General features: G+C 63.0%; 9 protein-coding genes and 1 pseudogene. 7 read left to right on the top strand and 3 right to left on the bottom strand.

From position 1 onward, the window contains the following. A partial coding sequence (locus tag GWG65_RS39535) for an Ig-like domain-containing protein (RefSeq protein ID WP_275200813.1) occupies window positions 1-1244 on the top strand: 1244 nt, incomplete at its 5' end. Between the two features lie 113 nt (window positions 1245-1357). Further along, a pseudogene (locus GWG65_RS39530) lies at window positions 1358-1468 on the top strand (uroporphyrinogen-III synthase); the annotation flags it as partial. A gap of 45 nt (window positions 1469-1513) precedes the next feature. Here GWG65_RS39530 and GWG65_RS39525 read toward each other — a convergent pair. The 3 genes from GWG65_RS39525 to GWG65_RS39515 all read right to left on the bottom strand — a co-directional run bounded on the left by GWG65_RS39525 (window position 1514) and on the right by GWG65_RS39515 (window position 6340). Then, window positions 1514-2194: a redoxin domain-containing protein gene (locus GWG65_RS39525; RefSeq protein WP_275200812.1), complete on the bottom strand. Its 681-nt coding sequence runs from the start codon at window positions 2192-2194 to the stop codon at window positions 1514-1516. A gap of 21 nt (window positions 2195-2215) precedes the next feature. Beyond that, on the bottom strand, window positions 2216-5539 hold the full coding sequence (locus GWG65_RS39520) for an adenylate/guanylate cyclase domain-containing protein (RefSeq protein ID WP_275200811.1): 3324 nt from the start codon (window positions 5537-5539) through the stop codon (window positions 2216-2218). Window positions 5540-5662: 123 nt separating this feature from the next. After that, entirely contained in the window at window positions 5663-6340 is a 678-nt protein-coding gene (locus GWG65_RS39515; protein ID WP_275200810.1) for a Crp/Fnr family transcriptional regulator, read from the bottom strand. 332 nt (window positions 6341-6672) lie between these two features. Between GWG65_RS39515 and GWG65_RS39510 the strand changes: the two genes are divergently transcribed. From GWG65_RS39510 to GWG65_RS39490, 5 genes are all read left to right on the top strand, one after another. Further along, entirely contained in the window at window positions 6673-7494 is an 822-nt protein-coding gene (locus GWG65_RS39510) for an ABC transporter ATP-binding protein (RefSeq protein WP_247391785.1), read from the top strand. Then, window positions 7491-9422, top strand: coding sequence for a long-chain fatty acid--CoA ligase (locus GWG65_RS39505; RefSeq protein ID WP_275200809.1), 1932 nt, complete (start codon window positions 7491-7493; stop codon window positions 9420-9422). Before GWG65_RS39510 ends, GWG65_RS39505 begins: the two co-directional genes overlap by 4 nt. A gap of 223 nt (window positions 9423-9645) precedes the next feature. After that, on the top strand, window positions 9646-10539 hold the full coding sequence (locus tag GWG65_RS39500) for a branched-chain amino acid ABC transporter permease (RefSeq protein WP_275200808.1): 894 nt from the start codon (window positions 9646-9648) through the stop codon (window positions 10537-10539). Window positions 10540-10542: 3 nt separating this feature from the next. Further along, a complete protein-coding gene (locus tag GWG65_RS39495) occupies window positions 10543-11616 on the top strand; it encodes a branched-chain amino acid ABC transporter permease (protein WP_275200807.1) in 1074 nt (357 codons plus the stop codon). A gap of 47 nt (window positions 11617-11663) precedes the next feature. Next, window positions 11664-12944 (top strand): ABC transporter substrate-binding protein, encoded by a 1281-nt coding sequence (locus GWG65_RS39490; protein ID WP_275200806.1) that lies wholly within the window; start codon window positions 11664-11666, stop codon window positions 12942-12944. The last annotated feature ends 127 nt before the right edge of the window (window positions 12945-13071 follow it).

Genomic DNA, 13071 nt, shown 5'->3' with positions numbered 1-13071 from the left:
AGCTGCAGGGCATCAGCATCGACGGCCGCACCGTCTATGACCTCAAGCTCGGCGACGTCACGCTGACCAGCTATCACGACAGCAACACCGGCCACGACATGCTGGCCTTCAGCTATCAGCAGGTCAGCCTCACCACCACGCCGCAGTCGCCCAACGGCGCCATCGGCACGCCCGTCACCTTCAGCTGGGACGTCGCCACCAGCACCGAAGACGTCAATATTCCGAATCCCGTCACCAACCACTCTCCCGTCGCCGTTGACGATGCCGCCAATGCAACTACCGGAATCGGCGGTACGGCGACCGGCAACGTGCTTGCCAATGACAGCGATGCCGACGGTGATTCCCTGACGGTTACGCCCTTTGTCGGCGTAGGCGCCCACGGCAAGCTGACACTGAACGCCGACGGCTCGTTCAACTACATTGTCACAGATCTTACGGGCCCAACGGGCAGCCATCTGCACGACGTGTTTTCCTACAATGAAAGCGACGGCCGCGGCGGCATTGCATCCGCCGATCTCGACGTCGCGCTCAATCGCGCCCCGGTCGTGCTCAACAATACTGCCGGATTGAAGATCGGAACGACGTCGAGCGGCAACGTGCTTGCGAACGATACGGATCCGGACGGTGATCAGCTCTCCGTGACAGCTATAGACGGCGGAAACGTCGGCAATGCAATCAACGGCACCTACGGAACGTTGGTGCTCAACAGCAACGGCAGCTATTCCTATACGGCGATCCACGGCGCCGGCGGTTCAACTGCTGTGGACGTTTTTCACTTTACCGAGAGCGACGGGCATGGGGGCGTCGTGCAATCGACCCTCGCCTTCACCGTCATCTCGAACGGGCAGACCTATCTCGCCGGCACCCCTGGACAAACGATCACCGGAGGCAATGGCAAAGGCGTTCTCGACGGCTCCCTTGGCGGTCAGCATCTCGCCGGAGGAAATGGCGCGGATGCATTGGTCGGCGGCAACGGCGATGTCCTGACCGGCGGCAATGGGCCCGACCAATTTGTCTTCAAGGGCAACTTCGGAGGAAACGAGATCACGGACTTCAGTCACAATGACACGTTGCAACTCGACAAGTCGACATTCGGGAGCGTCAACGACATTCTGACGCACTACGCTGCGAATGACGGTCACGGCAACACGACCATCACCGATCCAACTGATCCGGCGAACTTCATTATTCTCGATCACATCGGAATAAACCAGTTGCGGGGATCCGACTTCGTGCTCGTGTGAAGCGCAAACGTTCTCAGACGTCCGCAGATGGCGATCTCAGCGGCAGCAGCGCCTCCATCCGGGGGTCGCGCAGACAGAGACCGCCCCATGCAAGAATGGCCAGATACACGCCGAACGAGGCGCGCTTGCGCGCAGGATTCGAGCGGACGCTCATCGCATCGGTAGGGCCGGCGGTCTCGGGTGAACTTGCCGCGCACGGGTTGCGCACCGGCGTCTCACCCGCACCGAAAAGCGGCCGCAGTAGAGGGTTTAAGTCCCAGCGCCAGCGCCTAAACCGCCACCTGCGAGGCAGCCGACATCAGTTCCTGCGGGCTCGGGGCGGCAAACATGCGATGGCCGCCTTCGGGCACCTCGGTAAAGCTCCAGCGCACAACCCCCTCGCGGTCGAGCAGAAACTGCCCAAAGAGCTGGCCCTGGCCGGTTGCCGCCATGCGCTGATCGGCTTCCGTTATCTCATAGCCGTCCTTGCTATTGAGGTACTCCGCGGCCGCCGGCCGGTTCATGGGGCCGGGCAATTCGCCGGGCATGTCGACTTGCATGCTCATGATCACGTTCATGCTGACCTTGTGCGGCCACTCTGTCTCCTTCTCCGTGAACTCGATATTGGGCAGGCCGAACGCGCGGTGCGAGATCCGCTCGGGATCGGACGCGGCGAGCAGGTTGGGCAACGGATGGTAACGGAAATAGAGTCGCGCGCGCTCGATCGGCGTGTTGACCACCGTGAGACTTTCGATGCCTTTCTCGTGCAAGGCGGCATCAAGTTGCGCCTGTGCCGCGATATGGCGGCGGCAGAACGGGCAGTGCAGCCCCCGATACAGGCCGACCAATATCGGGCTTTGTCCGCGAAAGTCTTCGAGCGCGATCTTTCCGTCGCGCGTGATCGCGTCCAGCACGACGTTCGGCGCACGATCGCCCGGTTGAAGTGGTCCTTCGACGTAACGTTCAGACATGATGGCACTCCTTCACATGATCTAGTCAAGAAACGGCAGTACGATCAGCCCTGCGGGATCAAGCCCGTGCCGCGCGCAGACGTCCTGTGCCAGCGCGAAATATCGCTCGGCCTCGGGCATGTCGCCGCGATCAAGGTTCAGCGTCGCAAGACCATCATAGCATGGAAACAGCTGCTGCGGCTCGCCGGTTTCGCTCGCCACCTCGATTGCCTCATTGTAGCAGCGAGCAGCCAGATCGGGCCGGAAATGGCATTGATGGATTTGCCCGAGCACGATCAACGGCACGGAGAGATGCTCGCGCTGATCAAGCGCGCGGTCGATTTCGATCGCCTTTTCGGCAGCCGGCACCCCCTCCTCGGTACATTTGTCGGTGAAGGTGCAACAGGCAACGGCAAAATTGGCAAGAAGGCGCGCCTGGAAGCCGAGATCGCCGATCCGACGCGCGACATCGAGTCCGCGCCGGCAAACCTCCACGGCCTTCGCCGGGTCGACGATCGTGTAGAGCACACCGAGATTGGTGTAGCCGCGGCAGGCAACGTTGAGGAGACCGGCGGTCTCGGCTGCTGCGACACTCTGCTCCACCTCGCGCACCGCCTCCTGGTGTCGTCCAAGCCGCGCCAGTGCTGCCCCCTTGGTGTTGAGCGCCTCCGCAATGGCGCGCGCCGCCTCGAGTCCGGCTTGCCTGTCGGCGTCCGCCGGCACGCATCGGGCGTAGCCAAGCGCCTCGTCCGCCCATCTCGCGGCGGCCACGTGATCGCCCGTGCGAAACGCGAGACGGCCGCGCTCTTGCAGGAGGTGCGCCCACTCGATGGGCGCGTCGGTCCCTCCAAGCAGTTCGGCCGCCTCGGCATAATGCGCCTCTGCCTTGATCCGCTTGCCGGCGTCCCACAACAATCGGCCAAGCTTGCGGAGAATTCGCGCTTCGCCGATGCGGTCCTCCGCGTTGTGATGACCTTCCAGCGCACTCTGGTAGTGCTCCTCAGCCGTGATTCTCCGGCCGGCCGCGGCACACAGCTCGGCGATCCGCTCGTACAGGACCAAGCGTTCGGGCTCCCGTTCCCCGCCGGTCAACAACACGGCGAGGGCCTGCTGGTAGAACCGGATGGCATCGTCATTGGCATAGGTCGCGCGGGCGCGATCGCCGGCCGCGCGCAGATAGCGCGCACCTTTCGGCTTGCTCGCGCTCAGGCTGAAATGATGTCCGAGCAGTATCAGGTCTTCGAGCCGCTCGGGCTCATTGCCATAGAGCCGCTCGAGCGCGGCACCAATCCGTCCATGGAGCTCGATCCGACGCTGCAAGAGCAGGTTTTGATAGATCACGTCCTGAAGCATGGTTTGCGTAAAGCGATAGGATCGCAGCGAGATCGAGTTCGCGCCCGCGACCTCCTCGACAATCTCGGCATCGCACAGAAGTTCGAGCCCCGCTTCCACCCTCGTCCGCTCGGATGCCGTCGCACCGAGAAGAGCCGCATCGAAACGCGGGCCGATCACCGCGGCCTCCTGAGCCAACCGGCGCACCTCATACGGCAGCCGGTCCAGGCGCGCCAGTAACAGGGCCTGAATGCTTGCCGGGATATCGGCAGCGGCTTCATCTGACTTGATCCGCCACCGTGAGCCGTCACGCTCCAAGGCGCCAGCTTCGATGAGACCGCGGATGATTTCCTCAAAGAAGAGTGGATTGCCGCCCGCGCGCTCGAGGATTCGACTGAACAGATTTCCCGGCGGTTCACTCCAGCCGTGGCTGAAGTAGGCCGCTAGGAGCTTTTGTCCGTCTGCATCGCCAAGCGGAAGCAATCGAAGGGTCGTATGGCTGATCCGACCCGAACCGAACTGATCCAGTTCCAGCATGGGCCGATGCGTGAACAACAGCATCAGCCGCGTACGCTCCAACCGGTCCATCAGGAATCGCAGCGCTTCAAGAGATACGGCATCGGCCCAGTGCAGATCCTCGACAATGATCAGGAGCGGCGACTGGACCAGGCGCCGTTCGAACACGGTGCGAATCGCAAAGAATATCTGCCGCCGAAGCTGCTCGGGCTCGACGTGCTGCAACGCGGCGTCCGGATCGCCGAGACCGAGAACGTGGAAATAAAGGGGCATCAGGCGATCGGCCTCTTCCACCGCAAGGCCGAGCTCCAACAGTGCCGTAGCCAGCTTGGCCTGGGCCTCTGCCACGGTCGCCTTCTGCGCGATGCCGTACGCGCTGCGCAGCACAGCGGCAAGGGTGCCGTAGGATTGTTCGCCCAGCGGCGAGCAGATAGCGCGCCGGATCGCCACGCCTGCGAAACGGTCCTCATCGCCGGCGCGCGTGACGAATTCGTCTACCAGGCGCGTCTTTCCGATGCCAGCTTCACCGACCAGCCGCACCAGTTGCGCCGCGCCGCCACAGGCCCGGTCAAGGCTGCCCAACAAACGCGCAAGCTCGGCGTCGCGGCCGATCATTGGCGCGCTGAGGCCAAGCGTATCAAGGCCGCGTGCCGCACGCGGCGTGTCGAGCGGCCCCTTCAAGCGATGGACCAGGACACTGCCCATCTTGCCTTTCAGCACAACCTCGCCAAGGGATTCATACGAGAAAGCGTGCCGCGTGAGGCGATAGGTCAGCGGCCCCACGAACACGTCGCCGGAGGGAGCCATCGACTGCAATCGTTGAGCTGTATTCACCGTGTCTCCGGTCACCGAATAGGATTTGGCGACGCCCACACCAAGTCCGCCCGCTACCACGTGCCCGGTGTTGATGCCGATATGAAGCAGGAGCGGTGAGCCGGCGTACGCCTTCGCATGTTCGCCGAGACGCTCCATCCGGCTGATCATGTCGAGGGCAGCGCGGACCGCCCGTTCGGGGTCGTCTTCGTGCGCAGCCGGCGCCCCGAACAGCGCAAGCAGCGCATCTCCGATGAACTTGTCCACGAAGCCGCCAAAGTTTTGTACCGCTGCCGTCAGTTCCTCGAACAATTCGTTCTGAAGCGTCTGCACGACCTCAGGGTCGAGCCGCTCGCTCATCGTGGTGAAGCCGCTGAGGTCGGCAAACAGCACGGTAATGGTGCGGCGGTTGGCTTCGCTGTCGATGTTATCCGGCTGCGATCGAAATGCGTATTGGGCGTCGGCCGTCGGCGCCAGCGGTGGCGAGGAGGCCCTGATCGGGAATGTCACCGGGCTCGTCCGCATCGTCGTCGGCCCGTCGGCCTTGGAGGCCTCACTGACGAGGGCGCCGCATTTCGGGCAGTACGCAAAATCCGGTGCACACAAATGGCCGCAACCCGGGCACGCGTTCGGCTGCTTCGTGCCGCACTTTGGGCAGAAAGCAAAGCCGCTCTGAACCTCGGAACCGCAGCAAGCGCAGTTCATGGGTAAAGACCTCGCGGAAGCCGCGATCTGCTGAACCAACAGATGGGTCCAGGAACCTGGCAAGCATGGGCTCGTCGCACCGGAAGAGCAAGCGGTGGTTGGTTAACGGCCGCGAGCGCGGCCTCATTCCCCACCGTAACTGCGCAGGCGCTCGATATCGAGAATGGTCACGCCGCCGTACTCCAGCCGCAGCAGCCCTTCTTTCTCCAGCCGGTTGAGCGCGCGGTTGGCGTTCTGCCTGGACATGCCGGAGAGCGCGCCGATCTCCTCCTGGGTGATCTCCAGATGCGCGGTCGATTCCGGATAGAGGATCGGGTTGAACAGCGAGGCGATGCTGCGGGCGAGCCGTGCGGTGGCATCCAGCGTGCGGTTGACCTCGAGCATCCCGATGAACTGGCCGAGCCGCTCGTTGAGCTGGCGGACCAGGAAACGGTTGAAGCCGACGCTGTTCTCGAACAGCCACATGAAGGCGCTGCGCTCCATCAGCGCGACGCGGCTGTCGCGCAGCGCGACCACGTCGTAGCGGCGCGGCTCGTTCTTGAGCACGCTGCCCTCGCCGAACCAGGCCCCCGCCGTCAGCCCGGCCAGGCTCGTCTCCTTGCCGTCACGCGAGACCCCGCCCATCCGGGCGAGGCCGCTCACCATGCCGGCCCAATAGGCGAATGCGTCGCCGCGCATGAAAACGGTCTCGCCGGTGCCGTAGGACCGCTCCGTGATTCCACCGCGGGCGACTGCGATCTCCCGCTCGGTAAGCTCGCGCGACCAAGCGGCGACGCGCTTCAGTTGATCCTCTGAAATCATGATCTAGAGGCCAGCCACACCGTTTCGTCACTCCTTCTGTTGCACCGCAACACGATTGTTTCAGCAGCATCCGACGAAAGATGAAGGCCGCTTGTCGCCCGAAATACTTTGTCGCCGAATTGTCAGCCGGGAGACATTCCTAAATAGCGCTTTCCCCTATTGAGGGCCACCTTGGGCAATGCGGCTTTTGATCCCGACCGGGAACGAAAGCCGCGCGGTCCGGTCGAGACCATCTGCTGCATGGCCTCACCGGCACGACCGTACTAGGATCGCCCGAGAGGAACCGACGAAGAGCGCCACAAAAAGCGCCATCACCGGGAGGGCTTTGTTTGGTGGCTACCAGTCTTGAAGTGCGCGGCGTGTCCTTGCGATTCGGCGGCGTCCGTGCGCTGACCGATGTCGGCTTCGCCATCAAGGAGGGCGAGCTGTTCTCGATCATCGGTCCCAATGGCGCCGGCAAGACCTCGATCGTGAACTGCATTTCCGGCCGCTACAAGCCCACCGAAGGCCAGCTCTTCTACCAAGGCCGCGATATTACCGGATTGACGCCGAATGCACGGGCCTCGCTCGGCATCGGCCGCACCTTCCAGAATCTTGCGCTGTTCCACCACATGAGCGTGCTCGACAACATCATGGTCGGCCGCCATCACCTGCTGAAGAACAATTTCTTCACGGGCTCGCTCTACTGGCTCACCGGCGCGCGCAAGGAAGAGCTCGAGCATCGCCGCAAGGTCGAGGAGATCATCGACTTCCTCGACCTCCAGTCGGTGCGAAAGGCGCAAGCCGGAACCCTCTCCTACGGTCTGCGCAAGCGCGTGGAACTGGCCCGCGCAATGGCGCTGGAGCCGCGCCTCATTCTCCTCGACGAGCCGATGGCCGGCATGAATTTCGAGGAGAAGGAGGACATGGCCCGCTACATCGTCGATCTCAACGAGGAGTTCGGGATGACGGTGGTGATGATCGAGCACGACATGGGCGTGGTGATGGACATCTCCCACCGAGTCATGGTGCTGGATTTCGGCCGCAAGATCGCCGAGGGCGATCCGGCCGCGGTGCTCGCCGACCCCCACGTCAGACGCGCCTATCTCGGCGAGGAGGATGAGGTGCTGGTCGATCCAGACGATGCTCCGCCGGCGCAGGAGAGCGCGGCATGATGGATTACGCAGGCCGCGTCGCGCAGGCCGATACCTATCCAAAGATGCTCCGGCTGAATGCCAAGGAGTACGGCTACGAGATCGCGCTACGCGAAAAGGATCTCGGACTGTGGCGCCCGTTCACCTGGAATGACTATCAGACGCGGGTACGCGACTTCGCGCTCGGTCTGATCGAATTGGGCCTCGGGCGCGAGGATGTCATCGGCATCATCGGCGACAACCGGCCGGACTGGGTTGCTGCCGAAGTGGCGACCCATGCGATCGGCGGATTGAGCCTCGGGCTCTATCGCGACGTACTGGATGAGGAAGCCGCCTACCTGCTGAATTACGGCGAGGCGCAGCTGGTCTTTGCGGAGGACGAAGAGCAGGTCGACAAGCTGCTCATGCTTGCCGACCGCGTGCCAAGGCTCAAGCACATCATCTATTCCGATCCGCGTGGGATGCGGAAATATGACGATCCGCGGCTGATGTCGGCGGAGAAATTCGCCGAGCTCGGCCGGGCGCGAGCCGCCCGGGAGCCCGAGCTTTATGATCGGCTGGTGGATGCCACCAGGGGCGAGGACGTTGCGATCCTCTGCACCACCTCGGGTACCACGTCGCACCCGAAACTCGCGATGCTCGCTGCCGGACGCGTGCTCGGCCATTGCGCGACCTATCTCGCTTTCGACCCGAAGGGGCCGGACGACGAATATGTCTCGGTGCTGCCGCTGCCCTGGATCATGGAACAGGTCTATGTGCTCGGCAAAGGCCTGCTCTGCCGGATGAAGATCAACTTCGTCGAAGAGCCGGATACGATGATGAACGATTTGCGCGAGATCGCGCCGACGTTCGTGCTGTTTGCGCCGCGCGTCTGGGAATCCATCGCCGCCGATGTCCGCGCCAAGGTGATGGACGCCACACCCTTCAAGCAGCGCCTGTTCGATATGGGCATGAAGACGGGCCTTGCCGCGCTCGAACAGGGCAAGCGCTCCGGCTTTGCCGACGCAATCCTGTTCCGTGCACTGCGCGACCGCCTCGGCTTCACCCGCCTGCGCTCGGCCGCAACCGGCGGCGCGGCGCTCGGCCCCGACACCTTCAAGTTCTTCCAGGCGATGGGCGTGCCCCTGCGCACGCTCTACGGCCAGACCGAATTGCTCGGCGCTTACACGCTGCATCCCGAGGGCAAGGTCGATCCCGACACCACCGGCGTGCCGATGGCCGACAGCGTCGAGATCCGCATCGACAATGCCGACGTTCACGGCGTCGGCGAGATCGTGGTGCGGCATCCCAACATGTTCCTGGGCTACTACAAGAACCCGGAGGCGAGCGTCGCCGACCTCAGGGATGGCTGGATGCTGTCGGGCGATGCCGGCTATTTCAACGACAACGGGCAGCTCGTGGTCATCGACCGCATCAAGGACCTCGCCGAGACCTCGCGCGGCGAGCGCTTCTCGCCGCAGTTCATCGAGAACAAGCTGAAATTTTCGCCCTATATCGCGGAAGCCGTGGTGCTTGGTGCCGGCCGCGATGCGCTCGCGGCGATGATCTGCATCCGCTATTCCATCATCTCGAAATGGGCGGAGAAGAACCGGCTCTCGTTCACGACCTACAGCGATCTCGCCTCGCGGCCGGAGGTCTATGCCCTGCTCCGCAAGGAAGTCGAGACCGTGAACCTCACGCTGCCGCCGGCCCAGCGCATCTCGCGCTTCCTTTTGCTCTACAAGGAGCTCGACGCCGACGACGGCGAGCTCACCCGCACGAGAAAAGTGCGCCGCAGCGTCATCAACGAGAAATACGAAGGCATCATCGATGCCATCTATCGCGGCGACCCCGACATCCCCGTCGACACCGTGATCCGATTCCAGGACGGCACTACCCAAAGGGTGCGAACGACGCTGCGGGTGGTGGATCTCGGCGGACCCGGGCAATTGGCGGAGGCGGCGGAGTGACCTCGCTTCCAACCCAGAGCGCGCCACCAATCGATGCGCCCTCTCCCTTTGTGGGAGAGGGCATCTCCGCTATCGGCCAAACCCTCACTCGGGTGAGGGGTCTTCTCGCCGCACCGTCACTGCGGCGACAACCCCTCACCCGGCTTCGCTTCGCGAAGCCACCCTCTCCCACAAGGGCAGAGGGTGCACCGTCATCGCCTCTGCATTCAGCACGTGGATCGACATGAACACCGCCTTCCTCATCCAGCTCCTGGTCAACGGCCTCGTGGTCGGCACGCTCTACGGCGTGGTCGCGATGTCGTTTGTGCTGATTTACAAGGCCAGCCAAGTCGTCAACTTCGCGCAGGGCGAGCTACTGCTGGTCGGCGCCTGGGTGTGCTGGACGCTGCTGGCGAAATACCAGGTGCCGTTCTGGATCGGCATGCCGATGACGCTGGTCTTCATGTTCGTGTTCGGCATCGCCATCCAGGTCTTGATCCTGCGGCCGATGATTGGCGAACCCATCATCTCGGTGATCATGGTGACGATCGGCCTCTCGACCGTGCTGCAGGCCACGCTGAAATGGATGTACGGCGTCAATCCGCAGCCGTTTCCGCATGTGTTCGAGAGCCAATCGGTCAGCCTGTTCGGGCTTCAGATTCAGACCGTCTACGTCATGAGCCTCGTCGTTTCAGTCGCCATGATGATCGGCATGGCCTGGTTCTTCCGCGCCTCCAAATACGGCTTGGCGATGCGCGCCACGGCGTTCAACCAGCAGGTGGCGCAGTCGCTCGGCATTTCCGTCAAGAGCGTGTTCGCGATGGCCTGGGCGATTTCGGCGACGGTGTCGGCGGTCGCGGGCGTCGTGGTCGCCGTGGTGAATGGCGTGTCGTCAGGGTTGGCCGCCTACGGCATCAAGGTGTTTCCGGCAGCGATCCTCGGCGGGCTGGATTCCGTCGGCGGCGCCGTGCTCGGCGGCATCATCATCGGCCTGCTCGAGAACATCGCGCAATATGTCGACAGCGAGTATCTGCACTGGGGCAATCTCTACGAGATCGCGCCGTTCTACGTGCTGATCATCATCCTGATGATCAAGCCCTACGGACTGTTCGGCACCAAAGACATCGAGCGGGTGTAATCCATGGCAGGCCCTACCCTCATTCCCGCTGGCGACTTCCGCTCCACCTACGCGCAAGACACCACGATTTTCCCGACCGCGACCAGCCGCAACATGGCGATAGCAGGCGTGGTGCTGATCTGCTTTGCGCCACAGCTGTTCAGCGAATACTGGCTCAGCATCCTGATCCAGATCGGCATCTTCTCGATCGCAGCCCTCGGCCTCAACATCCTCGTCGGCTTCACCGGGCAAATCTCGATCGGCCACGCCGCCTTCTTCCTGTTCGGCGCCTTCACCTCTGCTTATATCAACAACAACTTCCCGATCCCCGTCTTCTTCGCCATTCCGCTCGCCGGCGTTGTCACCGCGGTGGTCGGGCTGATCTTCGGCGTGCCGGCGGCGCGGCTGAAGGGACTCTACCTCGTCATTGCAACGCTCGCCGCGCAATACATCCTGCTCGACTTCTTCTCGCGCGCGGACTGGTTCTCGGGCGGCACGGTGCCGGCCAGCGCCAATCCGTTCTCGATCTTCGGCTATACACTGCGCGGCGACAGGCAATATTTCTACGTCGTGCTGGCCTACGTTCTCGTCAGTTTCATCCTGGTGACCAACCTGATGCGCACGCGCGACGGCCGGGCGCTGGTGGCCGTGCGCGACCACTATCTCTCCGCCGAGATCATGGGCATCAATCTTACCAAGTACAGAACACTTTCCTTCGGGCTTGCCGCCTTCTTCGCCGGAATTGCCGGCGCACTGTATGCGCACTACCAGCTCGTGATCTCGCAGGAAGGTTTCGGCATCGAGCGCTCGGTGCTGTTCCTCGCCATGATCATCATCGGCGGCACCGGCTCGATCATGGGTACGCTGATGGGCACCGCCTTTGTGGTACTGCTGCCGGAATCGATGGAATGGCTGAGCCACTGGCTGAAGGGCGGCACGATCGATAAGGCGCTGGCGCTCAACACCAACATCAGCTTCCTACGCGAGATCGCGATCGGCGTGATCATCATCGGCTTTTTGATGTTCGAGCCGGACGGCCTTGCGCATCGCTGGCGGCAGATCAAGGCGTACTGGAAACTCTATCCGTTCTCACATTGAGGGCGGACACAACTGCAACAAGGTCAAACGAATAACAGGAGGTACAAATGACGATCAAATCCCTTTTGAGCACGGTTTCGCTCGCGCTGCTGGTCGGCGGCGTGTCGGCGGCCGCCCAGGCCCAGATCGCGGTCGGTCATCTTGCCGACTATTCCGGCGCGACATCGGAGGTCGGACAGCCCTATGGCCAAGCCGTCGCCGATACATTTGCCTGGATCAACAAGAATGGCGGCATTGGCGGCAAGCAAGTGAAGCTCGACACCAATGACTACGGTTACCAGGTGCCGCGCGCGATCGCGCTCTACAAGAAATGGTCCGGGGCCGAGAAGGTCGCCGCGATCATGGGCTGGGGCACCGCCGACACCGAAGCACTGACCGGCTTCGTGGCGCAGGACAAGATCCCCTACATCTCAGCCTCCTATGCGGCGGCGCTGACCGATCCCGAAGGCGCCAGCGGCAAGGCTAAGCCCGCGCCCTACAATTTCTTCTACGGCCCGAGCTATTCCGACGCGATGCGGGCATTGGTGACCTGGGCTGCGGAGGACTGGAAGGCCAAGGGCAAGCCCGGCAAGCCGAAATTCGTCCATATGGGCGCCAACCATCCCTACCCGAACGCGCCGAAGGCGGCGGGCGAAGCGCTCGCGGCGGAGCTTGGCTTCGAGGTGCTGCCGGCGATCGTGTTCGCGCTGACGCCGGGCGATTACTCGGCGCAGTGCCTGAGCCTGAAGAGCTCCGGCGCGAACTACGCCTATCTCGGCAACACCTCCGGCTCGAATATTTCGGTGCTGAAGGCCTGCAAGACTGCCGGCGTCGACGTCCAGTTCCTCGGCAACGTCTGGGGCATGGACGAGAACGCCGCCAAGACCGCAGCCGATGCCGCCGATGGCGTGGTGTTCCCGCTGCGCACGGCGGTGATCTGGGGCGGCAACGCGCCGGGCATGAAGACCGTGCAGGAAATCTCCAAGATGTCCGACCCGACGGGTAAGGCTTATCGCGCGGTGCATTACATCGCCGGCGTCTGCAGCGGGCTCTACACCAAGGAAGCGCTCGACTGGGCCGCCAAGAACGGCGGCGCCACCGGCGAGAACGTCGCCAAGGGCTTTTACCAGAAGAAGGACTGGGTGCCGGCCGGCATGGAAGGCGTCTGCAACGCCTCGACCTGGACCGAGAAGGACCATCGCGGCACGCTCAAGGTCGACCTCTATCGCATGAAGGTCGCCGGCGCCACCGACGGCGATCTCAACGACCTCATGAGCAAGGGCACCATCAAGCTCGAGAAGGTCAAGACCATCGACCTGCCGCGCAAGCCGGAATGGCTGGGCTGGTGAGCTTAACGCTAACCTCACGCACAACTGTCATCCCCCGCGAAGGCGGGGGATCCAGTACGCCGCGGCTTCTCAAGAAGCATCGGACGTCTCTGGAATACTGGGTCGCCCTTTCACGCAGGGCGAAGAA

Origin of the sequence: Bradyrhizobium sp. CSA207 (assembly GCF_029051685.1) — a bacterium.
Lineage (GTDB): Bacteria > Pseudomonadota > Alphaproteobacteria > Rhizobiales > Xanthobacteraceae > Bradyrhizobium.
Note: the sequence above shows the minus strand (reverse complement) of the source record. Positions and strands in the feature narration are given on the sequence as shown.

Bases quoted from the DNA above. Each gene is read 5' to 3' on its own strand.
- GWG65_RS39490 (WP_275200806.1), top strand. From the start codon at position 11,664: ATGACGATCAAATCCCTTTTGAGCACGGTTTCGCTCGCGCTGCTGGTC.
- GWG65_RS39500 (WP_275200808.1), top strand. From the start codon at position 9,646: ATGAACACCGCCTTCCTCATCCAGCTCCTGGTCAACGGCCTCGTGGTC.
- GWG65_RS39520 (WP_275200811.1), bottom strand. From the start codon at position 5,539: ATGAACTGCGCTTGCTGCGGTTCCGAGGTTCAGAGCGGCTTTGCTTTC.
- GWG65_RS39495 (WP_275200807.1), top strand. From the start codon at position 10,543: ATGGCAGGCCCTACCCTCATTCCCGCTGGCGACTTCCGCTCCACCTAC.
- GWG65_RS39515 (WP_275200810.1), bottom strand. From the start codon at position 6,340: ATGATTTCAGAGGATCAACTGAAGCGCGTCGCCGCTTGGTCGCGCGAG.
- GWG65_RS39505 (WP_275200809.1), top strand. From the start codon at position 7,491: ATGATGGATTACGCAGGCCGCGTCGCGCAGGCCGATACCTATCCAAAG.
- GWG65_RS39525 (WP_275200812.1), bottom strand. From the start codon at position 2,194: ATGTCTGAACGTTACGTCGAAGGACCACTTCAACCGGGCGATCGTGCG.